General features: G+C 64.0%; 29 protein-coding genes and 1 tRNA gene. 19 read left to right on the forward strand and 11 right to left on the reverse strand.

All coding sequences use genetic code 11. The annotated features are described in order from the left end of the window. Nucleotides 1-15: 15 nt before the first annotated feature. The 5 genes from RF641_RS02215 (at nucleotide 16) to RF641_RS02235 (ending at nucleotide 2339) form a co-directional block, all read left to right on the forward strand. Nucleotides 16-1149: an AI-2E family transporter gene (locus RF641_RS02215; RefSeq protein WP_424572386.1), complete on the forward strand. Its 1134-nt coding sequence runs from the start codon at nucleotides 16-18 to the stop codon at nucleotides 1147-1149. Between the two features lie 98 nt (nucleotides 1150-1247). Continuing rightward, nucleotides 1248-1323, forward strand: a tRNA-Val gene (locus RF641_RS02220). A 197-nt stretch (nucleotides 1324-1520) separates the two neighbouring features. Further along, nucleotides 1521-1703: a hypothetical protein gene (locus RF641_RS02225; RefSeq protein WP_146956155.1), complete on the forward strand. Its 183-nt coding sequence runs from the start codon at nucleotides 1521-1523 to the stop codon at nucleotides 1701-1703. Between the two features lie 176 nt (nucleotides 1704-1879). Continuing rightward, on the forward strand, nucleotides 1880-2101 hold the full coding sequence (locus RF641_RS02230) for a hypothetical protein (RefSeq protein WP_424572388.1): 222 nt from the start codon (nucleotides 1880-1882) through the stop codon (nucleotides 2099-2101). 43 nt (nucleotides 2102-2144) lie between these two features. Next, nucleotides 2145-2339 carry a CsbD family protein gene (locus tag RF641_RS02235; protein ID WP_047118988.1) on the forward strand — a complete coding sequence of 65 codons (195 nt, stop codon included), beginning with the start codon at nucleotides 2145-2147 and terminating at the stop codon, nucleotides 2337-2339. A gap of 171 nt (nucleotides 2340-2510) precedes the next feature. Here RF641_RS02235 and trhA read toward each other — a convergent pair whose 3' ends face one another. Continuing rightward, entirely contained in the window at nucleotides 2511-3203 is a 693-nt protein-coding gene (trhA, locus tag RF641_RS02240; RefSeq protein WP_082123887.1) for a PAQR family membrane homeostasis protein TrhA, read from the reverse strand. A gap of 309 nt (nucleotides 3204-3512) precedes the next feature. On the opposite strand from trhA, the gene RF641_RS02245 reads away from it, so the two are divergent. Further along, nucleotides 3513-4436 (forward strand): HNH endonuclease family protein, encoded by a 924-nt coding sequence (locus tag RF641_RS02245; protein ID WP_424572389.1) that lies wholly within the window; start codon nucleotides 3513-3515, stop codon nucleotides 4434-4436. An 84-nt stretch (nucleotides 4437-4520) separates the two neighbouring features. Here RF641_RS02245 and RF641_RS02250 read toward each other — a convergent pair whose 3' ends face one another. Further along, the gene (locus tag RF641_RS02250; RefSeq protein WP_047118990.1) at nucleotides 4521-4784 is read right to left on the reverse strand and encodes a GlsB/YeaQ/YmgE family stress response membrane protein; all 264 of its coding nucleotides are present in this window, start codon (nucleotides 4782-4784) and stop codon (nucleotides 4521-4523) included. 318 nt (nucleotides 4785-5102) lie between these two features. Here RF641_RS02250 and RF641_RS02255 point away from each other — a divergent pair, with 318 nt between their 5' ends. Both RF641_RS02255 and RF641_RS02260 read left to right on the forward strand, forming a co-directional pair. Then, nucleotides 5103-5621, forward strand: coding sequence for a gluconokinase (locus RF641_RS02255; protein WP_053798009.1), 519 nt, complete (start codon nucleotides 5103-5105; stop codon nucleotides 5619-5621). Nucleotides 5622-5673: 52 nt separating this feature from the next. Beyond that, nucleotides 5674-7095 (forward strand): GntP family permease, encoded by a 1422-nt coding sequence (locus tag RF641_RS02260; RefSeq protein WP_047118992.1) that lies wholly within the window; start codon nucleotides 5674-5676, stop codon nucleotides 7093-7095. An 88-nt stretch (nucleotides 7096-7183) separates the two neighbouring features. Here the strand turns inward: RF641_RS02260 and RF641_RS02265 are convergent, their stop codons facing one another. Then, nucleotides 7184-7915 carry a FadR/GntR family transcriptional regulator gene (locus RF641_RS02265; RefSeq protein WP_047118993.1) on the reverse strand — a complete coding sequence of 244 codons (732 nt, stop codon included), beginning with the start codon at nucleotides 7913-7915 and terminating at the stop codon, nucleotides 7184-7186. 208 nt (nucleotides 7916-8123) lie between these two features. On the opposite strand from RF641_RS02265, the gene gndA reads away from it, so the two are divergent. From gndA to RF641_RS02280, 3 genes are all read left to right on the forward strand, one after another. After that, nucleotides 8124-9563 carry an NADP-dependent phosphogluconate dehydrogenase gene (gene gndA / locus RF641_RS02270; protein WP_424572390.1) on the forward strand — a complete coding sequence of 480 codons (1440 nt, stop codon included), beginning with the start codon at nucleotides 8124-8126 and terminating at the stop codon, nucleotides 9561-9563. A 181-nt stretch (nucleotides 9564-9744) separates the two neighbouring features. Next, nucleotides 9745-11286, forward strand: a complete 1542-nt coding sequence (locus RF641_RS02275; protein ID WP_424572391.1) for a carbohydrate-binding domain-containing protein — start codon at nucleotides 9745-9747, stop codon at nucleotides 11284-11286. Between the two features lie 272 nt (nucleotides 11287-11558). Beyond that, the gene (locus RF641_RS02280) at nucleotides 11559-12329 is read left to right on the forward strand and encodes a DUF4839 domain-containing protein (RefSeq protein ID WP_424572392.1); all 771 of its coding nucleotides are present in this window, start codon (nucleotides 11559-11561) and stop codon (nucleotides 12327-12329) included. 9 nt (nucleotides 12330-12338) lie between these two features. Here RF641_RS02280 and RF641_RS02285 read toward each other — a convergent pair whose 3' ends face one another. After that, entirely contained in the window at nucleotides 12339-12917 is a 579-nt protein-coding gene (locus RF641_RS02285) for a TetR/AcrR family transcriptional regulator (RefSeq protein WP_424572393.1), read from the reverse strand. Nucleotides 12918-13017: 100 nt separating this feature from the next. On the opposite strand from RF641_RS02285, the gene RF641_RS02290 reads away from it, so the two are divergent. The 4 genes from RF641_RS02290 to RF641_RS02305 all read left to right on the forward strand — a co-directional run bounded on the left by RF641_RS02290 (nucleotide 13018) and on the right by RF641_RS02305 (nucleotide 15917). Beyond that, on the forward strand, nucleotides 13018-13404 hold the full coding sequence (locus RF641_RS02290) for a DUF1304 domain-containing protein (protein WP_424572394.1): 387 nt from the start codon (nucleotides 13018-13020) through the stop codon (nucleotides 13402-13404). A 68-nt stretch (nucleotides 13405-13472) separates the two neighbouring features. Next, a complete protein-coding gene (locus RF641_RS02295; protein ID WP_424572395.1) occupies nucleotides 13473-14483 on the forward strand; it encodes an NADP-dependent oxidoreductase in 1011 nt (336 codons plus the stop codon). A gap of 43 nt (nucleotides 14484-14526) precedes the next feature. Beyond that, entirely contained in the window at nucleotides 14527-15135 is a 609-nt protein-coding gene (locus RF641_RS02300) for a class I SAM-dependent methyltransferase (RefSeq protein WP_424572396.1), read from the forward strand. Between the two features lie 425 nt (nucleotides 15136-15560). Then, a complete protein-coding gene (locus RF641_RS02305; RefSeq protein ID WP_424572397.1) occupies nucleotides 15561-15917 on the forward strand; it encodes a hypothetical protein in 357 nt (118 codons plus the stop codon). A 139-nt stretch (nucleotides 15918-16056) separates the two neighbouring features. Here RF641_RS02305 and RF641_RS02310 read toward each other — a convergent pair whose 3' ends face one another. The 3 genes from RF641_RS02310 to RF641_RS02320 form a co-directional block, all read right to left on the reverse strand. After that, on the reverse strand, nucleotides 16057-16356 hold the full coding sequence (locus RF641_RS02310; RefSeq protein WP_424572398.1) for a hypothetical protein: 300 nt from the start codon (nucleotides 16354-16356) through the stop codon (nucleotides 16057-16059). 130 nt (nucleotides 16357-16486) lie between these two features. Beyond that, nucleotides 16487-17014 (reverse strand): GNAT family N-acetyltransferase, encoded by a 528-nt coding sequence (locus RF641_RS02315; RefSeq protein WP_053797999.1) that lies wholly within the window; start codon nucleotides 17012-17014, stop codon nucleotides 16487-16489. Next, a complete protein-coding gene (locus RF641_RS02320) occupies nucleotides 17014-19275 on the reverse strand; it encodes an ATP-binding cassette domain-containing protein (RefSeq protein ID WP_424572399.1) in 2262 nt (753 codons plus the stop codon). The genes RF641_RS02315 and RF641_RS02320 overlap by 1 nt, the downstream gene beginning before the upstream one ends. A 139-nt stretch (nucleotides 19276-19414) precedes the next feature. Between RF641_RS02320 and RF641_RS02325 the strand changes: the two genes are divergently transcribed. Next, nucleotides 19415-20695 carry a dicarboxylate/amino acid:cation symporter gene (locus RF641_RS02325; protein ID WP_424572400.1) on the forward strand — a complete coding sequence of 427 codons (1281 nt, stop codon included), beginning with the start codon at nucleotides 19415-19417 and terminating at the stop codon, nucleotides 20693-20695. Nucleotides 20696-20773: 78 nt separating this feature from the next. Here the strand turns inward: RF641_RS02325 and epsC are convergent, their stop codons facing one another. The 3 genes from epsC to msrA all read right to left on the reverse strand — a co-directional run bounded on the left by epsC (nucleotide 20774) and on the right by msrA (nucleotide 23082). Beyond that, nucleotides 20774-21358 (reverse strand): serine O-acetyltransferase EpsC, encoded by a 585-nt coding sequence (gene epsC / locus RF641_RS02330; RefSeq protein WP_053797996.1) that lies wholly within the window; start codon nucleotides 21356-21358, stop codon nucleotides 20774-20776. A 163-nt stretch (nucleotides 21359-21521) separates the two neighbouring features. After that, a complete protein-coding gene (gene cysK / locus RF641_RS02335; protein ID WP_047119006.1) occupies nucleotides 21522-22457 on the reverse strand; it encodes a cysteine synthase A in 936 nt (311 codons plus the stop codon). 97 nt (nucleotides 22458-22554) lie between these two features. After that, nucleotides 22555-23082, reverse strand: a complete 528-nt coding sequence (gene msrA, locus RF641_RS02340; protein ID WP_113608000.1) for a peptide-methionine (S)-S-oxide reductase MsrA — start codon at nucleotides 23080-23082, stop codon at nucleotides 22555-22557. A 131-nt stretch (nucleotides 23083-23213) separates the two neighbouring features. Between msrA and RF641_RS02345 the strand changes: the two genes are divergently transcribed. Genes RF641_RS02345 through RF641_RS02355 form a run of 3 tightly spaced genes read left to right on the forward strand, consistent with a single transcriptional unit; the run spans nucleotide 23214 to nucleotide 24567 of the window. Beyond that, on the forward strand, nucleotides 23214-24164 hold the full coding sequence (locus tag RF641_RS02345) for a Nif3-like dinuclear metal center hexameric protein (RefSeq protein ID WP_082344738.1): 951 nt from the start codon (nucleotides 23214-23216) through the stop codon (nucleotides 24162-24164). A 10-nt stretch (nucleotides 24165-24174) separates the two neighbouring features. Continuing rightward, the gene (locus RF641_RS02350) at nucleotides 24175-24411 is read left to right on the forward strand and encodes a hypothetical protein (protein WP_424572401.1); all 237 of its coding nucleotides are present in this window, start codon (nucleotides 24175-24177) and stop codon (nucleotides 24409-24411) included. A 9-nt stretch (nucleotides 24412-24420) separates the two neighbouring features. Continuing rightward, nucleotides 24421-24567, forward strand: coding sequence for a hypothetical protein (locus RF641_RS02355; RefSeq protein ID WP_424572402.1), 147 nt, complete (start codon nucleotides 24421-24423; stop codon nucleotides 24565-24567). A gap of 7 nt (nucleotides 24568-24574) precedes the next feature. Here RF641_RS02355 and RF641_RS02360 read toward each other — a convergent pair whose 3' ends face one another. Then, entirely contained in the window at nucleotides 24575-25363 is a 789-nt protein-coding gene (locus RF641_RS02360) for a YaaA family protein (protein ID WP_053797994.1), read from the reverse strand. Nucleotides 25364-25460 lie beyond the last annotated feature (97 nt).

The raw sequence follows: 25460 nt of genomic DNA on the forward strand, positions 1-25460 counted from the left end.
CGGTAGGGTACTGCCATGAGCATGGATTCGAAAGTGCCGGATCACCGCGGGCGGCGCACCTTCACCCTGAGCAGTTTTCCCAAGAGCCTGGCCGTGGTACCAGGACAACCGTTCGCCACTGGATTCATCATGGCCGCGGGAGCATTGCTCGCGGTCGGCTTGGCCATGGTCGTAGTCTCGATGTCGTCGGTGCTCATGTCCATCACACTTGCGCTCTTCCTCGCCTTGGGTATGACGCCGGCCGTCAACGCGCTCAAGGGACGCGGCATGCCCCATGGCTGGAGCGTGTTGACCGTTATCGTGGCATTTGTCCTCCTCATGATCGGTATTGCGGCGCTCGTTGTTCCCGCGATCGTCCGCCAATTCACTGAGTTCCTCGCAAGCATCCCGCAGGAAATCGACGCGATCCAAGCCAGCCAGTGGTACACGGAGCTTTCCGAGTCCATGGGGTTCAACGCGAGTGAGCAGCTACTGGCGGCCTTCGAAACGTACTTCACCGCAGAAAACCTGCTGGCACTGTCCGGGGGCGTGCTGCATGTCGGCATGGGCATCGTCAATGGGATCTCGTCAGCTTTCCTGGTGATCGTCTTGACCCTGTATTTCGTCTCCACGTTGGATCCGATGAAGCTGGCCGTCGCGCGTCTGGTGCCGGCCTATCGGCGCGAGAAGTTTTCGACGACGCTGAATTCGATCGTTTTCGCCGTCGGCAAGGCGGTTGCTGGGGCCGTCACGCTGTCGGCCATCAACGCCGCAGTGGTTCTGGTGATTTTCCTGCTGCTCGGCTCACAAGTAGCAGTCTTATTCGCCTTGATGGCGTTCTTGATTACCCTGATTCCGATGATCGGTTCGGTTCTGTTTCTTATCATTGGCACTTTGGGCGCATTGCTCATCAGCCCATCGGCGGCGCTGGTATTCCTGATTGCCTATTTCATCTATGTCCAATTGGAGGCATATCAAGTTACGCCTCGAATCATGGGCAAGGCGGTAAATGTCCCCGGCGTCTTGGTCATTATCGCCGCCATGACCGGCGCCGCGCTGATGGGCCTGTTCGGAGCCTTGCTTGCCATCCCCATCACCGCCTCGATCCTGATCGTCGTGCGTGAAATAGTGATCCCCAAGCGGGACGCGCAAACCGAGCCACCGTCCTAGAGATGTATGTCACGGAGTCCTGACTTGCGTGGATGCAGGGTTCCCCGTAAAGTTATTCCCTGTTGGCGCGGGGAAATATCCTCGGCTGGCAATGCCAAGGGCCTTTAGCTCAGCTGGTAGAGCATCACGTTTACACCGTGAATGTCATCGGTTCGATCCCGGTAGGGCCCACCAAATATGAAACCCGCTCAAGCGATCTTCACGATCACTTGCGCGGGTTTCCTCTTTCCAGAAGCCTTAGGTCGGTGGCGGCCCCAGAGTGAATTAGATGTCGTCTGAGGTTCTACTTTCCTCGCAGGAATCCAGGCCAAGACTGCCATGCCGGTCGGCCCGTCTGGTCAAAAGCGTGGAAGCATGGCGGCTAGACCTGAATGAGCATTTTCAAGCACCTAGACTCCCACGCGTCGGTGCAAATTGCTGTGCGTGAGAAAGTCGGTTTTATTGACTTTCCTGAGGCAAGAAGCGAATTTCTGCTCCGTGACGAAGTATTACTTGGCCATATTGAAACAATTGGAGCGCTTTACTCCGATTGTCGGCAGGCGGCTGTAGTCTAGCAACAGTGATAGTCGCAGGATCCGGACAAACCGGGGGGCGTAGTCCGGAGCGGCATACGGTTTGCGTGGATATGGGGATAGCCACGAATACCTTCACTCGCAAGAGAACCCCACCAAGAAATTGGTGGGGTTTTCCGCGTCCCGATGGAAAGAGCTGCTGAAGTCTACGTAGAACATTGGCCAATAATGATGTTGTTGACTCGGATTCCAACCTCATGATTCGGCGGGCAGAAGATTGCCATCCATCGGCCCGTGAAAGTGAAGCTTGTTTAGATAACCTGGTTGCCCGCGACAGCGGCCTTGAGGATATCCGCCTGTTCCATGCGTCGCAAGCATGTGCTGGTTTTTCGGGTTTCTATTCAGCAGCTACCCACCTGATCCGGAAGCTAAATTGCTAGCGTGAGATAGTACGAAGTTCCAGCGACAGTGAGGAAAACGCACATGAGTTTCGGGGACAAGATCAAGAACAAGGCACAGGAAGCCAGCGGCAAGGTCAAGGAGAAGGTCGGCGACGCTACCAACAATGAAGACCTGCAGGCCGAAGGCCTCGCCGACCAGGCAGCTGCCAAGACCAAGCAAGCTGGAGAACACGTCAAGGACGCAGCCAAGAACATCAAGGACGACTTCACGAAGTAAGCCTGCGACTGGCGACTAAACCTCGAACGCCCCGGACACTGATGAAGTGTTCGGGGCGTTTTCGGCTGCAGCGGCATGGCCAAAGTCCAACGCACGGCGCCGACCCGCCCCCTCGGGGAGCTGGTCGGCGCCGTGCGTTGTCTGGTGACCGTGGACTTCGCGGAGCGGATCCTACAGGGCTACCAAGAGCACTGCTGTCCAGTGGCAGAGGAAAGCGAGAATGGTGCAGGCATGGAACAGCTCGTGGAAGCCAAAGATTTTCGGCAGGGGGTTGGGGCGTTTGGTGGCGTAGAAGACAGCGCCAACGGTGTAGGCGAGCCCGCCTGCAACGATCAGGATCATGACCGCAGGATTTGCCGCCCAGAACGCCGGGAGATACATGACGGCGCCCCATCCCAGCAGGATGTAGAGGCTGACGCCGACCCAGCGTGGAGCCCACGGCCAGAACGACTTGACGGCAATTCCAGACAGGGCCCCGGTCCAGATGATCGAAAGCACGATGATCGCCTGCTTGGGCGGAAGCGTCAACGAGGCGACGGGAGTATAGGTACCGGCAATCAACAAGAAGATGTTCGCGTGGTCCGCTCGGCGGAACAAGCCCATGATCTTATCCGTCCAATTGCCGCGATGATATAGCGCGGAGGTGCCGAATAGGGTGATCGAGCTCAGGGCGAAGACGGCGGTAGTCCATTCAGCCAGGTGTCCGTCCGCCAGCACGATGAGCAGCAGACCCATGATGATGATGCCCGGCGTCGACCACGCGTGGATTAATCCCCGCCAGCGAGTCCTCTCGGTGCCCTGGACTGCCAGTTGTCGAAGTGGGCGTTTCGGCTGCTTGGCAGCTGACAGCGTAGGCGAAGTCATGCGAATCCTTTGGTCCTTCGGGCGTAGCGCCCAACTGCTTGCAGTCTACGGCACCTCTCTGGCAACGTGCTGTGCCCAACGGAATTCCGCTGCGGCGGGACGCGGTGAATGAAGTATGAAGACTAAGAACTTGCAGATTTCATCAACGTTCCCCGGATGTCGGCGTCATTGGCTAAACTCTCTCGTGGCTGGGGAATTCTTCGTCCATCTGCAAGGGCGAATGAGTTATGGCTGTGCCCGCTCGGGGCACCATCACTCAAATTTTCAGAATGGGGAAATATGCTGCGCCGCCTTTTGGCCACAGTATCAGTGAGCGCATTGGTGCTCGTCGGATGTTCTGCTCCCGGGGCGGACACGCGCACCTCGGCGCAGGCCGTCGGGGAATCCGCAATATCCGCGGTGCAACCGCTTGAAGCGGAACTGGTTTCAACGAAATCGAAGGCGGTCAAGCCCGGCGCCAAGCTCAACGGCCCCAAGGCGCTGACAGTCCTGAATACGCTGCCGGTGAAGGGCAAGGCGCCGGCGACGGGGTACAACCGCAATGCCGAATTCGGCAACGGCTGGAAGGACTTCGACAAGGACAAATGCGATGAGCGCCAGGCGGCCCTGTCGCGGGACATGTCCAAGGTGAAGTTCAAGGACAAGAAGAAGTGCACGGTGGCTTCGGGAACCTTGAACGACCTCTACACCGGCAAGAAGATCAACTGGAAGGTCAAGTCGGGCTCCGTCGACATCGATCACGTGGTGGCATTGAAGAATGCGTGGATTTCGGGCGGCCAGAAGCTTTCGCAGGCCCAGCGCCAGGCCTTGGCCAACGATCCGCTGAACCTGATCGCGGCCGATGCCTCGGCCAACCGCCAGAAGGGGGACAAGAATGCCGCCGAATGGCTGCCGAAAAACAAGTCATTCCGCTGCCAGTACGTGGCTACCCAGATCAGCGTGAAGAAGAAATACGCGCTCTCGGTGACCTCGTCCGAAAAGAAGGCCATGAGCAAGGTCTTGAACTCCTGCAAGAACCAGAAGGCCGCCAAGGTCACCCCGATCAAGCCTGCCGGTTCCTCGAAGCCGAGCACAACCTCCAAGCCCAAGGCGCCGGGCACGGTGAAGGGCTTGGTTTCGCCCGGAGCGTTCTGCAAGAGCGCTGACAAGGGCAAGAAGGGCAAGTCGAAGGCTGGCAAAACCTACACCTGCAAGTCCTCGAAGAGCGAAAGCCGTTTGCGCTGGCGCATATAACTGAGCTCGTCCCGGTTTCGTAGCCGGGCACGCAATGACCCGCAGGTCGGCGAATACTGCCGTCCCTGCGGGTCATTCGTTCAGTCAGTGCGCCGTGCGCTTGGTGACCAGTCCCCAGATGAACAGGACCACCAAGGCGCCGGCGATCGCCAGCAGCCACGTTGACAGGTCCCAGAATTCTTCGAGGCCTTTGTTGAAAATTACGCTGCCGAGCCATCCGCCGAGTACGGCGCCGACGACTCCCAACAGCAGGGTCGCGATCCAGCCGCCTCCCTGCTTTCCGGGCATGATGGCCTTTGCGATGGCACCGGCAATCAGTCCTAGAAGAATGAAGCCTAAGAATCCCATTGTTTACTCCAATGCTCTTTGGTCCTAGCAGTCCGGGTTGACCGGCTTGATCGTGAGAATACCCCTCGATAAATGAGCTGGTCTGCAGGCGGTGCGAATTTCTCAGAATTCCCCAAGGAATTGGACTCCAACAGCTTGAGGCAGCCCTTGGAATTTACGCCGCAGACAGCTGACCTGCGCGGATCCAAGGGCGGGAGGCCAGCCAGGAGAACTTGCTTGACATCACAGGGGCTGACTTTTAGTCTGTATAAATATGATTTTATGAATCACTGGATCACTAAAGTCTGATTACAGGGTTCATGCACAATGGAGTGACACATGACTGAAATGATCCCTCCCATCGTGGTGATGGGTGTTTCCGGCAGCGGCAAGTCGACCATCGGCGACTTGCTGGCCCGCCGGCTGGAGCGGGCCTTCATCGACGGGGATTCGCTGCACCCTCAGTCCAACAGGGACAAGATGGCCGCCGGCCATGCCTTGGACGACGCGGACCGCGCACCATGGCTTGAAATCATCGGCCTGAAGCTGGCCGAGACCAACCACGCCGGAAGCCCGATCGTGCTGGCCTGCTCCGCGCTCAAGCGTTCCTACCGGGACCTGATTCGGGCCCATGAGCCCTCCACCCTGTTCGTGCATCTGTCCGGCGGCAAATCCCTCATCGGGGAACGCATGTCGGCCCGCGACCACGAATTCATGCCCGCCTCGCTGCTGGCAAGCCAGCTGGCCACGCTGGAAGAACCCGGCAGCGACGAGCGGGTGCTCACCGCCGACATCACGCAAACCCCCGCGCAGATCGTCGACGCACTGCTCGCGGCCCTTCCCGCACCGACCGCTTAGGCCGCGTGGCCTGGACACCCATCCCTCACGCTCGACTTGATCAAGGACGACAATGACAACTGAGCTCGAACTCAACTGGACGCTGGGCACCCCCGCGCTCCTGGCCCTGGCGGCCGCGGCCATCGCCGTGCTGCTGGTGCTGATCATCCGCTTCCGCGTCCACGCCTTCCTGGCGCTGGTGATCACCAGCCTGCTGACGGCGATCGCCGCAGGCATCCCGGCCGGCTCCATCATCTCCACGATGACCGGCGGCTTCGGCAGCACGCTGGCCAGCGTCGCCCTGTTGGTCGGCCTGGGCGCGATGCTCGGCCGCATGCTGGAAACCAGCGGAGGCGCCGACGTGCTGACCAACTGGCTCATCGGCAAGTTCGGCGAAAAGCGCGCTCCGCTGGCGCTGTCGGTGGCCTCGCTGCTCTTCGGCTTCCCGATCTTCTTCGACGCCGGCCTGGTGGTCATGCTGCCGATCATCTTCACCGTCGCACGCCGGCTGGGCGGCTCGCTGCTCACCTACGCGATCCCGGCCGCGACCGCCTTCTCCGTGATGCACGTGTTCGTGCCGCCGCACCCGGGTCCGGTGGCCGCCTCCGGCCTGCTGGAAGCCAACGTCGGCCTGGTGCTGCTGCTTGGCTTGCTGGTCGCCGTCCCCACCTGGTTCTTCGCCGGCCACCTGTTCGGCAAGTTCGTGGGCAAGAAGTTCGACATCTCCGTGCCGAACATCCTGGATGCCGCACTGGGCGGCGCCAAGCCGGGCGAAGCCGATCCGTTCAAGTCTTCCCCCTCGGTGGGCACCGTGTTCAGCCTGCTGCTGCTCCCGCTGCTGCTGATCTTCATGAACACCGGCCTGAACATGCTCGGCACCGCCGGCGTGGTCGACCCCAAGGCCGACTGGGTGCAGTGGCTGCGCCTGTTCGGCGAGACCCCGGTGGCGCTGCTGGTCACCGTGATGCTGGCGATCTACCTGCTGGGCTTCCGCACCGGCAAGGCCAAGACCCTGATCGAAACCGTGGTCGACTCGGCGCTGGGCCCGGTGTGCTCGATCATCCTGATCACCGGCGCCGGCGGCATGTTCGGCGGCGTGCTGCGCGCCAGCGGCATCGGCACAGCCATCGCCGACTCGCTGGAATCCGTAGGCCTGCCGCTGATCATTGCCGGCTTCCTCATCGCCGCGATCGTGCGCCTGGCGCAGGGTTCGGCCACCGTGGCGCTGACCACTGCGGCAGCCATCGTGCAGCCGGCGGTGCTGGCCGATGCCTCGCTGAGCGCCTTCCAGGTCGCCACCATGGTGCTCGCTTTGGCCGCGGGCTCGGTGTTCGCCGGCCACGTCAACGACTCGGGCTTCTGGCTGGTCTCGCGCTTCATGCAGATGGACGTGCCGACCACCTTGCGCGTGTGGACCGTGGGCCAGGCGCTGGTCTCGGTTGTCGGCTTCGTCTTCGTGATGGTGCTCTACGGCATCGCCACCGTGCTCGCCTAGCCGGGCCCGGACCGCATAACCACACGATCCCGCTGTGCGCACCATGCAAGGTGCACGCAGCGGGATCCTTTGATTTTGCGCCGGGGGATCAGCTGGTCTTGGCCGGGTCCACGAACAAGCGCGGCTCGTTCTCCCACAGGCTGGAGATCTCGTTGTGCGTGCGGCGCATGATGCTTTCCATATTGCGCCGGGCCGCGGCCGGGTCGGAGTTGGAGATCGCGTCCGCCACCGACTGGTGCCACAGCAGCGCCTCCTCGTGGGGGCGTTCGGGCATCAGGCCCAGCTCGGTGCGCCCGCGCAGGATCGCGCCGATCGGGGTGGACAGGTTCGCGAACATCTCGTTGCCGCTGGCGGCGAGCACCAGCGCATGGAAGCGGATGTCGAGTTCGAGGAAGCGGCGCAAATCGCCCTGGCGTCCATAGTGGTTCATCTGCGCCGAGATGAGCATCAGTTCCTTGCGCATGTCCTCCGGGGCGACCTCGGCGGCCAGCTCGGCGGCCATCGGTTCGACGGAGATGCGCAGTTCGGTCAGCGAGCGCAGCTGCGCGCCCTTCTGGTCGCTGGCCAGCCGCCAGCGGATCACGTGGTCGTCGTACGGGTTCCAGTGCTCGGCGCTGAGCACCCGGATTCCGACGCGTTTGGTGCTGTTGACCAGGCCGCACTGGGCCAGGACGCGCACCGCCTCGCGGATCACCGAACGGGAGACCTGGAGTTTCTGCTCAAGATCGGCGGCCAGGATGATGGAGCCGCGGGGAATTTGTCCGCTGACGATGCGGGAGCCGAGGTGCTCAACCACATGAGCGTGCAGACTAGTTGCCATGACGCCAGTTTAGCCAATGAGCAGGCGGCATTGGCTATCGCGGGCCCCGGCACGCGTAAACAAATATGTTTTAAGTGCGTGCGTGCTCTGGGAAACGCCTGTCGAACCCTTGTAAGATGGGAGGGTCACGTGGTCGTGATCTGAGACCGTGACTGTTCCGGTCTCTGCTCCCGGCCCACCTCCCGGTAATTGATGGAGACTTATTTTTATGCCTGCACAGATTGGTGTCACAGGTCTGGCCGTGATGGGTGCGAACCTCGCTCGCAACTTCGCCCGCAACGGATACACCGTCGCCCTGCACAACCGCTCGGTCGCCAAGACCGACGCGCTGCTTGAGGCCCACGGCGATGAAGGCGACTTCATCCGCACCGAATCCCTGGAAGAGCTTGTCGCGAACCTCGAGTCCCCGCGACGGGTGATGATCATGGTCAAGGCCGGCGGCCCGGTCGATTCCGTGATCGACCAGCTGGTTCCGCTGCTGGATACGGGTGACATCATCATCGACGGCGGCAACTCGCACTACACCGACACCCGCCGCCGCGAGGCTTCGCTGGCCGCAAAGGGCCTGCACTTCGTCGGCGTCGGCGTCTCCGGCGGCGAAGAGGGCGCGCTGCTCGGCCCATCGATCATGCCCGGCGGCTCGGCCCAGTCCTACAAGGCCCTGGGCCCGATGCTGGAGAAGATCTCCGCCAAGGCCGATGACGGCGCCCCGTGCTGCGCCTGGATCTCCACCGACGGCGCCGGCCACTTCGTGAAGATGGTCCACAACGGCATCGAGTACGCCGACATGCAGGTCATCGGCGAAGCCTACGACCTGCTGCGCAGCGCCGCCGGCATCGAGCCGGCCGAGCAGGCAAAGATCTTCGCCGACTGGAACCAGGGCGACCTGTCCAGCTTCCTGATTGAAATCACCGCCGAGGTCTTGGGCCACACCGACGCCGCCACCGGCAAGCCGCTGATCGATGTCATCCAGGACTCCGCAGGCCAGAAGGGCACCGGCCGCTGGACCGTGCAGTCCGGCCTGGACCTGGGCTCCCCGGTCTCCGCGATCGCCGAATCCGTGTTCGCCCGCTCCCTGTCCTCGCAGCGCGAGATCCGCGCCGTGGGCCAGAGCGTGCTGGCCGGCGAGACTACCGAGGTCGCGCTGCCGGAGAACTTCGTGGAGGACGTGCGCCAGGCGCTGTTCGCCTCGAAGCTGGTTTCCTACGCCCAGGGCATCGACATGCTCACCTCGGCTGCCGACGAGTACAACTGGGAACTGAAGCTGGACGAGATCGCCGGCCTGTGGCGCGAGGGCTGCATCATCCGCGCCGCCCTGCTCAAGGACATCATGGCCGCTTACAAGGGTGACGCGAAGCCCGCCAACCTGCTGTTCACCCCGGCTTTCTCCGAGGCCATCGCCAAGGCGGTTCCGGCCTGGCGCCGCGTGGTGGCAGTGGCGGTGCAGCTGGGCATCCCGGCACCGGTGTTCTCCTCTTCGCTGGCCTACTACGACGGCCTGCGCCGCGACCGCCTGCCGGCGGCCCTGACCCAGGGACTGCGCGACTTCTTCGGTGCGCACACCTACCGCCGCACCGACAAGGACGGCACCTTCCACACCCTGTGGAGCGGGGACCGCTCGGAGATCGAAGCAGAAGACACCCACTAGGTCTTCTGGCGCCTAAAGCCGGCCGGGCAGGGGAATTTTCCCCGGCCCGGCCGGCTTTTGCGTATTCCCGGCGAGCGCCGCCGGCTGGATTCATACGTGCGGCTTTTGCGCTGAACAGAGCTGTCACAGACTGGCGGAAAACAATGGGTACTGCCCCTTCAATTTCCCCGAGGTTGACCCCATGAAGTTCCCGTTCCGAACCAAGGCCCTGGCATCGGCTGCGGCCCTGTGTCTGGCCTTGGCCCTGGCCGGATGCTCCGCAGGGTCGATGAAAACCGTGTCCGAGGTGACCGGCAACAGCACCTTCCAAAGCGCCGCAGTGCCCAGCGCCTCGCCCGACACCAGCACCGCCTCGGCCAAGGACGTCATCGAGGACACCCATTTCGACGCCGATGACCTGCACTGGGACGCCTCCGCGGAAACCACGCTTGTGCTGGCAGACTCTGGATCGACGGCCGCGGGGGAGAACGCGAAGGAGGTCTCCGTGTCCGGCGGCACCGTGAGCATCAATGCCGCGGGCACCTACCGCGTCTCCGGGACGCTCGGCGACGGCCAGCTGGTGGTGGATGCCCCCAAGGATGCCTTGGTGCGGATCATCCTGGACGGCGCGCACATCACCTCGTCCACCGGCCCCGCCATCCTGGCCGCGCAGGCGAACGAGGTGCTGCTGTACCTGGAGGAGGGGACCGGAAACTCCGCCAGCGACGCCCCGAGTTATGCGGACACCCCCGCGGACGCGCCGAACGCCGCGATCTACTCGATGGCGGACCTGACCATCGCCGGGCGCGGCGAGTTGTCCGTGGAGGGCAACCACCAAGACGGCATCGCGAGCGCTGACGGGCTGGTCCTGGATTCCGGGCAGGTCACGGTGGCCGCCGCTGATGACGGGGTGAAAGGCAGGGACTACGTGCTGGTGCTCGGCGGCAACTACACCGTGACCGCCGCCGGGGATGGCATCAAGTCCACCAACGACGCAAGCGAGGACCTCGGCTGGCTGCACCAGTACGCCGGGCAGCTCACCGTCTCCGTGGGGGACGACGGCCTGAAGGCACAGACGGCATTGAGGATCAGCGGCGGAACCGCCGTGGTCAGCGACTCGACCGAAGCGCTGGAAGCGGCCATCATCGATATCTCCGGCGGCACGGTCATCGCCACGGCCGACGACGACGGGCTGAATGCCTCGGGCGCCGGGGGAGGCGCGCAGCAGGCGGGAGACTTCCACCTGGAGATCTCCGGCGGCACCGTAACGGTTAATGCTCAGGGCGACGGTCTGGACTCCAACGGCGGCATCGCCATATCCGGCGGGCAGATTGTGGTCAATGGACCGACCAGCGCCGGCAACGGGGCCATCGACGCGAACGGGGAGATGACGATCACCGGCGGCGTGCTGGCGGCGGCCGGCAGCGGCTCCATGGCCCAGGGGCCCAGCAGCTCATCCACCCAGGGCGGGCTGCAGGTCCCGCTGGGTTCCTCAGTTCCCGCAGGCACGGTAATCCAGATCGCTGACTCCGCCGGAAAGCTCCTCGCCACCTTCGTCGCCAGCAAGCCGACCGAAAATCTGGTTTATTCCTCGAAGGACATCGTGAATGGCCGCAGCTACACGATCTCCACCGGTGGGAGCGCCGAGGTGGCCGCTGGTCTGGGCCCCGGACACCTGGACGGGGCCAAGCCAGTTGGAAGGGTCAGCGCGTGCCAGTATTCCTCGAGCACGGGTGACCGCTGACCAGATGTGAGCTATCTGCCTCGGTCTTTGTTCCATGTAATTTTCGAATAGTTCTTGTCGCTGCTTGAATCAGACTGCGTCAATTTGGCTCATATGGTCACCGGAACAGTCATTTTGTACCTTGTGGCGAAGCGCTGGACGAAGAAATTCTGTCAGGTTTCTGAATCTAGGCAATGGACATCATTGGATTTCGTGAACTTGGTACAACAAATCGAAAGAATGTACATTTATCTCGTTTGCGGTTAATCTCCTCGGGAAATTTGGTGTCATAAATGTCTATGGACGTGCAGTATGAGTACGAAACAGTAAAGGTACTCAAGGGGCGTGAAGCCAAGACAATATCAGGCATGGAAGAATCTGGGTGGGAACTGGTGTCGCAGGAGCCTTCGGGAATTCTACGTACGTCGATTGGTTTTCGCCGCGTAAAAAAGCAGATGCCAAAGAATACAAAAATCTTGATTGGGGCAGCGGGAGCAGTAGCCATTGTGGCTTTGGCTGTCGCTGCTATCTTTGAAAGTGGCGATGTGTCAGATCCGGCTGAAGCTGATGTAACTACTACTCCGACGGTAGAACCGACTTCTGATTCGAGCGTTGATGGTATTTCGGTGCCCGTGGAGCCATCCGCTAGTGAAGTAGCCGAATCCATTGACTCCCAGATTTTAACAGTTGAGAACAATACGAAACTCGCTGCCGTAATGTCAGATGGAGATTCTTGCAGTTCCGAAATTGCAGATTTCGCAGATGACTTCGAAGGTCGAACCATACGTTTCGACGGAAACGTCGGAGCGCTCAATAACCACGGTAATTACACCACGAGATACGACATTCTGATCGGCTTCGACGACTTCGACCCCAATTCGCAGCCAGGCCCATCGTTCCAGTTTCGTGATGTGAATACTACTTCTGACCTGAATTATTCGAATTCTGATATTCCAAACACTATCGGAATCGGTGACAACGTGCGTGTAACTGCAAAGGTTGTCAGATATGAACCGAGGACGTGCTTGTTCTTGTTGGAACCTGTCGAAACGGAAATCAAATAAAAGTCTTGCTCACGCTAGGGACAATTCAACCGCGCATTTCACAAGTCGGGACGCTTCAACTGGACTCACTCGGACCAGTGAAAAGGCGCCAATGACCAAGCCCGTAATGGTATCCGTCAATAAAGAATGACGCTCGAAGTTTAAGTCTGGGCGGGCCGCCCTAAGCCCCCGGCCAAACGCGTCATGCAGCTCTTGACGATAGCTAGAGACTTTACCTGCAACGGCCTTGTCATTGGCGATAGTTGAATTTGCGCTATTGACCAGCATGCAACCGATCGCCAATCGCTCCGAATTGGTATTTTCCAGTTTTGAGGCAAGCGAAGTTAGATAGTTTTGCAGGGAATCTGCGGCAATCTCCTCTCTTGTAAATGGTTCAAGCCGCGGCCGAACCACCTCCTCCAGATAGCTGTCGACCGCCGCGTCGAACAGGCCGCGTTTGGAACCGAAGGAGTTGTAGATGCTCGAACGGCTCAGCCCGGTGGCCGCTTCCAGCTCCGGGACGGATGCCGATTCGTAGCCGCGGGACCAAAATACGGAGCGCGCCCGGCGCACCGCCTCGGCGCGGTCGAAGGCCAGTGTTCGAGCCATCACAGTCCTTTCCCTTTTCGTAACGACCATTTCAGTATATGTTGAAATGGTCGTTACAGATAAAGGTCCGCGGCATCCGCCGCCGAGGGAAGGCGCACCCATGATCATCGTTTCGCAGGTCCTTGCGCTGGTGGCCGCGCTGCTCCACGTCTACATCTTCCTGATGGAGTCGCTGTGGTGGGAGCGGCCCGCCGCCCGCAAGGTCTTCGGCACCAGCGCCGAAGAAGCCCGCGCCACCAAGGCCTTGGCCTTCAATCAGGGTTTCTACAACCTGTTCCTGGCTCTCGCCGTAGTCACCGGGCTGGCCTTCCAGCTCGCCGGGCAGCTGGCCGTGGGCTCGGCCCTGGTGTTCACGGGCCTTGGCTCCATGCTGCTCGCGGCCCTCGTGCTGGCCATCTCCAGCCCGGAGAAGTCAGCCGCAGCCCTGAAGCAGGGCACCTTGCCGCTGCTGGGACTCATCGCCTTGGCCCTCGGAGTGGTCCTCTAGCGCACCGATCAACTTGCCGATCCGGGCAATCTCCGGATCACCTGACAACAGAAAGGGAACATCCACCCATGTCCAACACCACCAGCACCCAGATCCTGCTCGCCTCCCGCCCGACCGGCTGGCCTACCGAGCAGAACTTCCAGTTCCGCACCTCCGAACTGCCCGAGCTGGCGCCGGGGCAGGTGCGCGTGCGCAACGAGTTCATCTCCGTGGACCCCTACATGCGCGGGCGCATGAATGATACACGCTCCTATGTCGCCCCGTACCAGATCGGCGAGCAGATCACCGGCGGCGCCGTCGGCCGGGTCACCGAATCGATGTCCGACACGCTGCCCGTCGGCACCTTGGTCACCCACCAGCACGGCTGGTCCGACACCGTCCAGGATACCGCCGAGCGATTCACCGCGGTCCCGGAAATCCCCGGCGTGCCCAGCTCGCTGCGGCTGCACATGATGGGCATGACCGGCCTGACCGCCTGGGTCGGCCTCACGGTGATCGCCGGGATGAAGGAGGGCGACACCGTCTTCATCTCCGGAGCCGCCGGCGCGGTGGGCACCGCCGCCGGGCAGATCGCCCGGCTGCTGGGCGCCAAGCGCGTCATCGGCTCCGCCGGCAGCGCCGAGAAGGTCGCGCTGCTGACCGAAAAGTACGGCTACGACGCGGCCTTCAACTACAAGGACGGGGACGTCGCCGGGCAGCTGGCATCCCTGGCGCCCGAGGGTATCGACGTGTTCTTCGACAACGTCGGCGGCGAGCACCTAGAAGCCGCACTGGAGAACTTCAACGACGGCGGTCGCGCCGCGCTGTGCGGAGCGATCTCCAGCTACAACACCACCGAGGCGGCCCCCGGCCCGCGCAACATGGCGAACCTGATCACCCGCGGGCTGAAGCTGCAGGGCTTTACCCTGGCCAACTACCTGCAGCATTCCGGCGAATTCGCCGAGCGCATGGGCCAGTGGTTCGCCGACGGACAGATCGCCTACGACGAGACGATCGTGGACGGGATCGAGAACACCGTCCACGCGTTCATCGCCATGATGCAGGGTGAGAACACCGGCAAGATGCTGGTGCGCATCTAGCCGCTGGCCTGGGCGGACCGCAGGTTGTGGGAAACTGGGGGACATGACTGGTCCTGAAGAAAACCTCTGGCTTGCGGCCGTCCGCAACAACCCCGACCACGCGGCGAACTACGCTGAACGCTGGCGCGGCTTCATCGCACAGGGCCGCGACATCCACGGCGAGGCGCGCATGATCGACGCCATGGCCGACCGCGGTGCGCGCATCCTGGATGCCGGCTGCGGCACCGGGCGCATCGGCGGCTGGCTGGCCGAACACGGCCACCGGGTGCTGGGTGTGGACCTGGATGCGCAGCTGATCCAGGTGGCCCGCGAAGACTATCCGTTCGTGCGCTGGCAGCAGGGCAACCTGGCCGACTTCACGCTCCCCGAGGGCCCGGGGGAGCTGACCGAGTTCGACCTGATCGTCTGCGCCGGCAACGTGCTGACCTTCCTGGCCGCCGGCGAGCGCCTCCAGGCGCTGACCCGGCTGCGCGGGCGACTGGCCGAGGGAGGCCGCCTGGTCGTAGGCTTCGGCGCCGGACGCGGCTACGAGTTCGATGATTTCCGTGCCGACGCTGCGCGGGCCGGGCTGTCGGTGGATCAGGAATATTCCACCTGGCAGCTGCATGCGCCGAATGGCGACTTCCTGGTCGCGGTGCTCAGCGCCGCGTAGCCCGGCATCGGGTCGCTGGGGTCGAAAGAGCCGGACTTTCGGCGACCGGTAGCAGTGCCATTGCGAACGCCCGGGGCTTCGGATCCGTGTCCTTCACGTTGACCGACCCGGGCGGCTGGCATGGAATCCGCCACTTGCGCCGGGCTCCGGAATCGATGTATGGCATTGCCTGGAAATTTAGGCAGTCGTTGCCGGAAAATCATGGATCCAGCCTCAGGGCAAGCCTATAATCGCGAATCTTCATTGGTGATCGCCCACCGTGCGGCGCTCAGGTGCGCTCCACGGGCAATTCCGCGAGCACGTAGCCCTTTCAGGTACTCATCATCTCCGTCCGCCCTCCTTGGAGCTATTGAAAAGTTGCCGCATACAAGGTTCTTGCGCACTTCATTTCAACTGAGTTAGTGGTCCAAGCGGCCTTTATCGGCATGTCAACGTTCCTGATGATCCAGGCGGCTACGGACGGCGCCGTCCTTGGCGAAGCGCCGGTTACGTCCATCTTCCACGGCATGCTGGGGCAGGGGATTCTCCCGATCATCGTTTTGGCGCTGATCGTGGTTGCCCTGTTCGCCCATGCCGGGCTGAAGTGGGCTTTGTGGCTCGCCGCGGCGGTGGCCGTCCAGATCGCCATTGGCATCTTGGCCTTCGACGCTCCATGGGTCGGATTGCTGCATGCGGCCAATGCATTCACGGTCCTGGCCCTGGCCGAGGTCGGTGCATACGCCGTGGCCCATGCGCCGGCCTACGTGCCGCACGCCAAGGCCTCGATGCGTCCAGCCACCTAGTCCGGCCAGTCGAGCCGCTTCGTAGGTGAAGGCCCGACCCGCGGAATTCCAACCGCGGGCCGGGCCTTCGGCTTGCCCGACCGGGCTGGCCGGCTTGCGGTTCCCTCGAACACGAAACAAGGCCCGAAGCCGACTGAGGCTACGCAGGCTCGATGCGCATGCCGGAACCTCTCATGATGCCGCGCTCTGCCGTGAAGCAGGCGAGCGCGGCTCTGAGCTCATCCATTGCGTAGGGTGCGCCCCCGACGAAGCCGCGCGGCATCCTGAGGCCATTCAGATTGGCGATGTCGCGCTCGGAGACGCGCCATTCGATGACGGCGCGGCCATTGTCCTCGAAGTTCGGCATGTCGATATAGATGCCCCAAGGCGTCAGGTGCGCGTCGTAGCCGAGCTCGTCGACCAGAAAATCGACTACCTGACGGCGCTTGAAAGTCTCCATGAGCTTGAGTTTACGGCACCTTGCGGGTTGCTGTTTGGAGGGTCCGTTTGGCCCCGACCTGCACCATCACCGGAACCGTCCCGGACGGCGGCAAGGTCAGCTCCGAGTCCTCCTTGGACGTCGATCTGGGCTAGGAAATGGATCCAGGGTGCGGCGGCTGCCCGACGCGCAGCATCCGCACCTCGGTGATGCCCGGGATCGCAGGGTCGGTCATCGTGGTGCCGTCCGGCGCGAAGCCGTTGCGCCGGTAGAAGGCAATGGCGCGGGCGTTGCCCTGCGCCACCCACAGCACGGCCGGCGCAGTTCCCAGCACCGCATCCAGCAGCGCCCGGCCCGCCCCCGTGCCGTGGTGCTCGGCCAGCACGTAGAGGCTGTAGAGCTGGCGGCCCACCGGCAGGCCGGCCGCCGCCTCGCCGAAGGGCTTGGCGGCCATCGCGAATCCCAGCAGGCCGCCGTCCGATCCCTCGGCGAGCGCTACCTGGCAGGCCGGATCGGCCAGCACCCGGCGCCACTGGGCCAGCCGGGAAGCCTCGTGCTCCGGGGTGAAGAAGCCCGCCGGCAGCATGGCCGAATAGGTCTGCTTCCAGCAGAGCACCTGCACCCGGGTCAGTTCCCGTGCATCCGCCGGGCCCGCAGCGCGCAGCGTGAATGGCACCATCAGTCCTTCACGTACGCGGCCAAGTGCTCGCCGGTCAGGGTGCCCGCGGCCGCCAGCTGGGCCGGGGTGCCTTCGAAGACCACGGTGCCGCCCTCGTGCCCGGCGCCCGGGCCCAGGTCGATGACCCAGTCCGCGTGCGCGATGACCGCCAGGTGGTGCTCGATCACGATCACCGTGTTGCCCTCATCGACCATCTCGTCCAGCAGGGCCAACAGGCGCTGCACGTCGGCCAGGTGCAGGCCGGTGGTCGGCTCGTCCAGCACGTAGGTGCCCGCGCCCTTGCCCAGGTTGATCGCCAGCTTCAGGCGCTGGCGCTCGCCGCCCGAGAGCGTATTCAACGGCTGCCCGAGCTTCAGGTAGCCAAGGCCCACCTGGTTCAGCCGTTCAAGCATGGCGGCGGCCTTCTTGATCTTCAGCCGCTGCGCGGCGGCCTCGATGCTCAGGTCCAGCACCTGGGCGATGTTCAGCCCCTCCAGGGTGTATTCAAGCACCTCGGGCTTGTAGCGCTTGCCCTCGCAGATCTCGCAGGGCAGCGCCACCCCTGCCATGGACACCAGGTCGGTGTAGGTGAAGCCCACGCCGCCGCAGTGCTCGCAGGCGCCCTCCGAGTTGGCGCTGAACAGCGCCGGCTTCACCCCATTGGCCTTGGCGAAGGCCGCGCGGATGGGTTCCAGCAGCCCGGTGTAGGTGGCGGGGTTGGAGCGGCGCGAACCGCGGATCGCCGACTGGTCCACCACCGCCACGTCCTCGCGCTTGGAGATCGTCGAATGGATCAGCGAGGACTTGCCCGAGCCGGCCACCCCGGTCACCGCGCACAGCACCCCGGTGGGCACATCCACGTCCACGTTCTTCAGGTTGTGCAGGTGCGCCCCGCGGATCGGCAGCGGCTCGCGCCCCGGGCGCACCGAAGCCTTCAGCGGGATGCGGGTGGAGAAGTGCCTGCCGGTCAGCGTGCCGCTGGCCAGCAGTCCGGTCACGTCGCCGCTGTAGGTGACCTGTCCGCCATGCACGCCGGCCCCGGGGCCCAGGTCGATCACGTGGTCGGCGATCTTGATGACCTCCGGCTTGTGTTCGACCACCAGCACGGTGTTGCCCTTGTCGCGCAGGTCTTCGAGCAGCCGGTTCATGCGCTGGATATCGTGCGGGTGCAGGCCCACGGTGGGCTCGTCGAACACGTAGGTGACATCCGACAGGGCGCTGCCCAGATGGCGGATCATCTTCACGCGCTGCGCCTCGCCGCCCGAAAGGGTCCCGGCCGGACGGTCCAGCGAGATGTAGCCCAGGCCGATCTGCACCATCGCCTCCAGCACCGCCTTCAGGTTGGCCAGCAGGGGAGCGGCGGCCGGAATGTCCAGCTGGTCGAGTTCCGCCAGCAGGTCCGAGACCTGCAGCGCAGTCATGTCCGCGATGCCCAGGTTGTTGATCTTCGAGGCGCGGGCCTTCTCGCCCAGCCGCGAGCCGTCGCAGGCCGAGCACGGCGCGGTGGTGGAGATGCGGGCGATCCAGTCGCGGATGTGCGCCTGCTTGATCTCGCGGCCCGAATGGATGTAGTTGGACTTGATGCGGGTGACCAGCCCTGAATAGCTCATGTTCGCGCCGTTCAGCTTCACCTTCCCGGCCTGGTCGTAGAGCAGCCGGTGAAGCATGTCGGCAGGCATGTCGCGCAGCTTGACGTCAAGGTCCGCCTGGGTGCCGGCGGTCAGCGTCTGCCACAGCCAGGCGCCGGGGGCGAAGTTCGGGGCGGTGATCGCGCCCTCGTTCAGGGTCTTGTCCCAGTCCAGCAGCTCGTCCAGGTCGATGCTCGCCTCGGTGCCGAAGCCCTCGCACACCGCGCAGGCGCCCTCGCCCAGGTTGAAGGAGTAGGCCCCGGCGCCGCCGGCGCTGGGCACCGAGTAGCGCGAGTACAAAACGCGCAGCAGCGAGTAGGCGTCGGTGGCGGTGCCCACCGTCGAGCGCGAGTTTGCGCCCATGCGCTCCTGGTCCACCACGATCGCCGCGGACAGGTTTTCCAGCACCTCCACGTCGGGGCGCGGCATGGAGGGCATGAAGGTCTGGATGAACGCCGTGTAGGTCTCGTTGATCAGCCGCTGGGATTCGGCGGCGATGGTGCCGAAGACCAGGGAGGACTTGCCGGAGCCGGAGACCCCGGTGAAGGCGGTGATGCGGCGCTTGGGGATGTCGGCGTCGACGCCCTTGAGGTTGTTCTCCCGCGCCTGGCGGACGCGGATGGTGTCGTGGGTGTCTGCGGGGTGCTGGGTCATGGAAACCAGCCTACTTAACACCGGACCCGCGCGGGGAAATTTCGGTGCGCCCCGGCCACCCTCTATCATTGTTTGGTGCGCTGCGACACAATCCGCGGGCGCATCGCATCGCTTTGACCTCTCACCCCAAAGGAACCTCATGAAGCTGCTGAAATCGATACCGCTGCTTGGCTGGATTGTCCTGGCCATCGTGGCGGGCATTCTGCTCGGGCCGGTCATGCCGCTCTGGCTTGGTAGCACCTTCCTCACCTACAACTCGATCTTCTCCGGCATCCTGGGCTTCGTGGTGCCCCTGATCATCTTCGGCCTGGTCGCCCCGGCCATCGCGGAGCTCGGCAAGGGCGCCGGCAAGTGGCTTGGCCTCACCGCGGTCGTGGCCTACGGCTCGACCTTCGCCGCCGGCCTGCTGGCCTACTTCACCAGCATCTGGCTGTTCAGCGGCCCGCTGGCCGGAGGCGGCGTGGAAGCCATCACCGAGGGCGAGGGCTCGGGCTTCGAACCCTTCGTGACGCTGACCGCCTCGGCCTCCGACTCGGCCACCGCCATCGTCCTGGAGCCGGTTTTCGGCGTGATGACCGCGCTGGTGCTGGCCTTCATGGTGGGCGTGGGCATCACCTCCTTCCACTCCAAGGTGCTCTTCCGCGGCGTGGTTGAATTCCGCGCGATCATCGAGGGCGTCATCCGCCGCATCATCGTGCCGGCCCTGCCGCTGTTCATCTTCGGCATCTTCCTGGACCTCTCCGCCAGCGGCTCGGCCGTCGTGGTGATCCAGAAGTTCCTGCTGGTCGCCGTCGTCTCCTTCGCGCTGACCCTGGTGGTGCTGCTGCTGCAGTACACCGTCGCCGGGTCGATGAACAAGCAGAACCCGTTCAAGGCGCTGTGGAACATGCGCGACGCCTACTTCACCGCGCTGGGCACCTCGTCCTCCGCCGCCACCATCCCGGTGACCCTCGCCTCCACCAAGAAGAACAAGGTCGCCGACGCCGTGGCAGGCTTCGTGGTGCCGCTGTGCGCCACCATCCACCTGTCCGGCTCGATGGTCAAGATCACCTGCTTCTCCATCGCGGTGTTGCTGCTCACCGGCGGCGACGTGTCCTTCGGCTCCTACCTGCCGTTCATCCTGATGCTCGGCGTCATGATGATCGCCGCGCCGGGCGTCCCCGGCGGCGCGATCGCCGCGGCAGCCGGCCTGCTGCAGCAGATGCTGGGCTTCGGCGAGGTCGAGGTCGGCCTGATGTTTGCCGCCTACATCGCGCTGGACTCCTTCGGCACCGCGACCAACGTGACCGGCGACGGCGCCATCGCGATGATCATGAACAAGCTGACCCGCGGCAAGCTCGGCGTCCAGGCGCAGGATCCGTCCGACGAGTCGGTGGAGCTGCTTGAAGGCCAGAAGCCTTCGCACCTGCTGGGCGAGTAGCCTCCCGCACCAACGGCACAGCGCCGGTACCCACTGGGTACCGGCGCTGTGCCGTTGGTGCCGTGGCGCTGCCCCAGGCTAGATCCACATGGCCGGATCGATGTACTCGGCCGGATCGACGGCCGGCTGGCGCTGCTCGGGGGTGCGCGGGCGGTTCTGCGCCGGGATGCCGGTCACGATCGAGCCGGCCGGCGCATCCTTGACCACCACGGCGTTCGCGCCGATGGCCGAATCCGCGCCGATGGTGATCGGGCCCAGCACCTTGGCGCCGGCGCCGATGACCACGCGGTCCTCGATGGTCGGGTGGCGCTTGACCTTGGCCAGCGAACGGCCGCCCAAGGTCACCCCGTGGTACAGCATTACGTCGTCGCCCACCTCGGCGGTCTCGCCGATGACGATGCCCATGCCGTGGTCGATGAAGAAGCGGCGGCCGATGGTCGCGCCCGGGTGGATCTCGATGCCGGTGATCGCGCGGTTCGCCTGCGAGAGCAAGCGCGCTGGCCAACGCAGCGCGGGGTTCTGCCACATGCGGTGGGCCAGCCGGTGCATCCAGATCGCATGCAGGCCGGAATACACGAAGAAGTTTTCCACGTCACTGCGCGCGGCCGGATCATGGGATCGGGCGGTGGCCAGGTCTTCACGTAGCCGGGAGAAGAAACTCATGAACTCTACCTTAGTGGTTGGTCGTTTTCGTGACGGAAATACAGATGTCACACAGCAAATCGGCGCGAGCCGCACCATTGCGAACCCTTAAAGGTTCAACGGTGGCTCGCGCCGATTTATTCACTTTTCGGCGAACTTCTTTTCAGATCTCGCGCAGGGCAGGCTAGCCGCGGATGTCGTCGAAGAGCAGGGTGGAGATGTAGCGCTCGCCGAAGTCGGGGATGATCGCCACGATCAGCTTGCCGGCGTTCTCTTCGCGGGCCGCGACCTGCAGGGCGCCCCAGACGGCTGCGCCGGCGGAGATGCCGCCGAGGATGCCTTCCTTCACGCCCAGCGCGCGGGCGGTGGCGACGGAGTCGTCGATGCTGGCATCCAGCACCTCGTCGTACAGCTCGGTGTCCAGCACCTCGGGGATGAAGTTGGCGCCCAGGCCCTGGATCTTGTGCGGGCCCGGCTTGCCGCCGTTGAGGATCGGAGAGTCCTTCGGCTCCACGGCGACCAGCTGCAGGTCGGCCTTCTTGGACTTCAGGTAGCGGCCGGCGCCGGTGATGGTGCCGCCGGTGCCGATGCCTGCGACCAGCACGTCCACGGCGCCGTCGGTATCTTCCCAGATTTCCGGGCCGGTGGTCTCGGAGTGGATCTGCGGGTTCGCGTCGTTGGCGAACTGCTGGGCCCAGATGGCGTTCTCGGTGGTGGCCACGATTTCCTTGGCCTTCTCGACCGCGCCGCGCATGCCGTCGGCACCCGGGGTCAGCACGATCTCGGCGCCGAAGGCGCGCAGCATGACGCGGCGCTCGGTGGACATGGTCTCCGGCATGGTCAGGATGACCTTGTAGCCACGGGCCGCGCCGACCATGGCCAGGGCGATGCCGGTGTTGCCGGAAGTGCCTTCGACGATGGTGCCGCCGGGCTTCAGCGAGCCTGACTTCTCGGCGGCGTCGACGATGGCCACGCCGATGCGGTCCTTGACCGAGTTGGCTGGATTGTAGAATTCGAGCTTGACCGCGATGTTGCCTGGCAGGCCTTCGCTCAGGCGGTTCAACTTCACCAGCGGGGTTCCGCCAACTACTTCGGTGACATTGTTGTAGATCTTGGCCATCTTCTATGCAATCCTTACGTGACTTGTCTGCAAGCGTGTTCCGCAGTGCGCTGACCGCGAATGGTTCATATCCAACACTAGTGGGGCGGCTGGGCGCTCAGGCCTCGTTTAGCCATTGAGCGTAATATTTCCTGACTTTTGCGAGCTTTGGGTCGATGATGGCCCGGCAATAGCCCGCCCGGGAGTTGTTCGTGTAGTAATCCTGGTGGATTTCCTCGGCCGGGTAGAAATCTTTCGACTCTTCCATTGCGGTGACGATCGGATCGGGGTATAGGCCCGCGTACTTGTCGATGGCCTTCTGGAAGGTGGCGCGCTGCTGCGCGTCCAGCGGGAACATGGCCGAGCGGTACTGGGTTCCCACGTCGTAGCCCTGGCGGTTCAGGGTGGTCGGATCGTGCATGGTGAAGAACATGTCCAGGATGACTTCTGCGGGCACCACGTCTTCGTCGAAGATCACCGCGAGTCCTTCGGCGTGGCCGGTGGTTCCGGTGCACACCTGGTAGTAGTCCGGATCCGCGGTATGCCCGCCGATGTAGCCCGAGATGACCGCGGCCACCCCCTTGGTGCGCTGGTACACGGCGTCCAGGCACCAGAAGCAGCCGCCGGCCAGCACGAAGGTGGTCAGCCGCTTGCCGTCGACGTCCAGGCTGGCAGTGAAATGATGGGGCGATTGAATGCTCAGAGTACTCACACACATCCCAACGTCGCGGCGTTGCATTCTGTTCCATCGCCGGTTCCAGCGCGTAGGCTTGGCATATGCAGAGCAAGGCAAACAACTCGCACGAACCCCAGCCTCAAGATGCCGCGGTGGCGCCTCCTGCGCTCAAGCCCGTTGCCGAGGAGCCGGCGGACCAGCAGGCGCGCACCAGCGCCGGCGCTGCGACCCTGGGCAACGTCCTGGAGGCAGCCGAAGAACTCTGGCCGCAGTCCCTGGCCGAGGACTGGGATGCTGTCGGACTGGTGGCAGGGCGCACCGGCGCGCCGGTGTCCAAGGTCGTGCTGGCCGTGGACCCGACCCTCGCCGTCATCGAGGACGCGATCGCCCGCGGCGCCGACCTGCTGATCACCCACCACCCGCTGCTGCTGCGCGGGGTCACACAGGTGGCCGGCACCAACTTCAAGGGCGAGGCGATCCACCGGCTCATCGAGACCGGGACCGCCTTGCTGACCGCGCACACCAATGCCGACAGCGCCGTGGGCGGGGTCAACGACGCCCTGGCCGACGCCTTCGGGCTCAAGGACTGCGTGCCGCTGGTCGAATCCAAGGACGGACTGCCCGAGGAAGGGCTGGGCCGGGTCGGCTTCCTGGACAAGCCGATGAAGCTGGAGGACTTCGCCGAACGCGTCTACACCGTGCTGCCGGCCGTGGCCGGCGGCATCCGCGTGGCCGGCGACCGCACCGGGCTGGTGCGCAAGGTCGCGCTGTGCTCCGGGGCCGGGGATTCGCTGTTCGATGCGGTGCGTTCGCACCAGGCAGATGTCTACGTCACCGCCGACCTGCGCCACCACCCGGCCAGCGAGGCGCGCGAAGCCGCCGGGTCGGGCTTCCCGTACCTGATCGACGTCTCGCACTTCGCCTCCGAGTGGGTGTGGCTGTCCTCCGCGGCCAAGGCCCTGGGCAACGTGCTGCGGGATCTGGGCCACGAGGTCGAGATCGAGGTTTCCCAAGTCAATTCCGACCCTTGGGACTTCATCCTCACCCCTTAAGGGGACGCCGATGCTGCATCATCTGGAGCTGTGGGTCCAGGACCTGGAAACCAGCGAGAAGTCGCTGGGCTGGCTCTTGCTGCACCTGGGATTCGAGCTGGAATCGCGCTGGAATGCCGGGGTCAGCTACCGCCACGGGGATTTCTACATCGTGCTGGAATCCGGGCCCGACGTGGTGCCCGGCGCCCACGAGCGCACCCGGGCCGGGCTGAACCACCTGGCCTTCCAGGCAGGAAGCCCCCAGTAGGTCGAGGCGTTGGCCGCCGACGCGCTGGCCCACGGCTTCACCCTGTTGTTCGCCGACCGCCACCCGTATGCCGGCGGGCGGCAGCACTATGCCGCCTACCTGGCGGACGAAGCGGGATTCGAAGTCGAGCTGGTCGCTTCTGCGCCCGGCAGCTGAGCCGCGCTCAGGCCACCTTGTTCACGGTGGTGAACTGGTGGTCCTCCGGAAGCAGGATGTTCAGCGCCGTGCCCTTCTTGTCCTCGATAAGGCTCGCCTCCCACTTGGTGGAGGCCAGTTCCAGCAGCTCCTGCGCCGTGGTGGGCGCCTGGGACTGCTGCACCAGGAATCGGGCGACCTCGCCGCGGGTGTGCTTGGCGAAGTGCGAGACCACCTTGGGGGTGCCGTTGCGCAGCTGGAAGACGTTGACCGCCACGGTGTTCCCGGCGGCAGGCTTGTATGCCGCCGCATAGGTGCTGGAGCGGGCGTCGACGACCAGCTGCCCCTCGGCCGCCTGGTCGAGCACCGCGCTCATGCGCTTTTTCCACCAGCTGGCCAGCTTGCCCAGCGGCTCGAGCTTGACCGACATCGACAGCCGGTACGGCGGGATCCGGTCGCCGAAACGCACCGCGCCCCACAATGCAGAGACCACCACCACCGAGGCGTCGGCGCGCCGCTGCGAAGCCTCATCCAGGCTCGCATAACCCAGGGCCTCGAACAGGACCCCCGAGTAGATGTCGTGCGCGCGGGCCGCCGGCTCGGTGTGCAGCTTGATATTGCGGGTGACCTCGGTGGCCAGCGAGGCCCCGACCCCGAGCAGTTCCAGCGCGTCATCGCGCGCGGAAACCTCCGACAGCGCCGAAATCACCAGCTCGCGGTCCGCGGTCAGTTCGGGGAACGAGAGCTCAGTCAGCTCGAACGGGGTTCCGGCGGCGTGGGCGGTCTTGCCTTCTGAAGGCGGCAGCAAAATAAGCACGCTCTCCAGCTTATCGCCACTGAGCCTCCGGCTGGGCATCCGCCTGCGCCCCTATCGCCAACGCCCCGGTCTCACTAGGCTGAGGCCCCAGGGGCGG

This window comes from Arthrobacter sp. 'calajunan', from assembly GCF_046940185.1.
GTDB lineage: Bacteria > Actinomycetota > Actinomycetes > Actinomycetales > Micrococcaceae > Glutamicibacter > Glutamicibacter soli.

Bases quoted from the DNA above. Each gene is read 5' to 3' on its own strand.
- RF641_RS02215 (WP_424572386.1), top strand. From the start codon at position 16: ATGAGCATGGATTCGAAAGTGCCGGATCACCGCGGGCGGCGCACCTTC.
- RF641_RS02225 (WP_146956155.1), top strand. From the start codon at position 1,521: ATGAGCATTTTCAAGCACCTAGACTCCCACGCGTCGGTGCAAATTGCT.
- RF641_RS02235 (WP_047118988.1), top strand. From the start codon at position 2,145: ATGAGTTTCGGGGACAAGATCAAGAACAAGGCACAGGAAGCCAGCGGC.
- trhA (WP_082123887.1), bottom strand. From the start codon at position 3,203: ATGACTTCGCCTACGCTGTCAGCTGCCAAGCAGCCGAAACGCCCACTT.
- RF641_RS02250 (WP_047118990.1), bottom strand. From the start codon at position 4,784: ATGGGATTCTTAGGCTTCATTCTTCTAGGACTGATTGCCGGTGCCATC.
- RF641_RS02255 (WP_053798009.1), top strand. From the start codon at position 5,103: ATGACTGAAATGATCCCTCCCATCGTGGTGATGGGTGTTTCCGGCAGC.
- RF641_RS02260 (WP_047118992.1), top strand. From the start codon at position 5,674: ATGACAACTGAGCTCGAACTCAACTGGACGCTGGGCACCCCCGCGCTC.
- RF641_RS02265 (WP_047118993.1), bottom strand. From the start codon at position 7,915: ATGGCAACTAGTCTGCACGCTCATGTGGTTGAGCACCTCGGCTCCCGC.
- gndA (WP_424572390.1), top strand. From the start codon at position 8,124: ATGCCTGCACAGATTGGTGTCACAGGTCTGGCCGTGATGGGTGCGAAC.
- RF641_RS02275 (WP_424572391.1), top strand. From the start codon at position 9,745: ATGAAGTTCCCGTTCCGAACCAAGGCCCTGGCATCGGCTGCGGCCCTG.
- RF641_RS02280 (WP_424572392.1), top strand. From the start codon at position 11,559: ATGTCTATGGACGTGCAGTATGAGTACGAAACAGTAAAGGTACTCAAG.
- RF641_RS02285 (WP_424572393.1), bottom strand. From the start codon at position 12,917: ATGGCTCGAACACTGGCCTTCGACCGCGCCGAGGCGGTGCGCCGGGCG.
- RF641_RS02290 (WP_424572394.1), top strand. From the start codon at position 13,018: ATGATCATCGTTTCGCAGGTCCTTGCGCTGGTGGCCGCGCTGCTCCAC.
- RF641_RS02295 (WP_424572395.1), top strand. From the start codon at position 13,473: ATGTCCAACACCACCAGCACCCAGATCCTGCTCGCCTCCCGCCCGACC.
- RF641_RS02300 (WP_424572396.1), top strand. From the start codon at position 14,527: ATGACTGGTCCTGAAGAAAACCTCTGGCTTGCGGCCGTCCGCAACAAC.
- RF641_RS02305 (WP_424572397.1), top strand. From the start codon at position 15,561: ATGTCAACGTTCCTGATGATCCAGGCGGCTACGGACGGCGCCGTCCTT.
- RF641_RS02310 (WP_424572398.1), bottom strand. From the start codon at position 16,356: ATGGAGACTTTCAAGCGCCGTCAGGTAGTCGATTTTCTGGTCGACGAG.
- RF641_RS02315 (WP_053797999.1), bottom strand. From the start codon at position 17,014: ATGGTGCCATTCACGCTGCGCGCTGCGGGCCCGGCGGATGCACGGGAA.
- RF641_RS02320 (WP_424572399.1), bottom strand. From the start codon at position 19,275: ATGACCCAGCACCCCGCAGACACCCACGACACCATCCGCGTCCGCCAG.
- RF641_RS02325 (WP_424572400.1), top strand. From the start codon at position 19,415: ATGAAGCTGCTGAAATCGATACCGCTGCTTGGCTGGATTGTCCTGGCC.
- epsC (WP_053797996.1), bottom strand. From the start codon at position 21,358: ATGAGTTTCTTCTCCCGGCTACGTGAAGACCTGGCCACCGCCCGATCC.
- cysK (WP_047119006.1), bottom strand. From the start codon at position 22,457: ATGGCCAAGATCTACAACAATGTCACCGAAGTAGTTGGCGGAACCCCG.
- RF641_RS02345 (WP_082344738.1), top strand. From the start codon at position 23,214: ATGCAGAGCAAGGCAAACAACTCGCACGAACCCCAGCCTCAAGATGCC.
- RF641_RS02350 (WP_424572401.1), top strand. From the start codon at position 24,175: ATGCTGCATCATCTGGAGCTGTGGGTCCAGGACCTGGAAACCAGCGAG.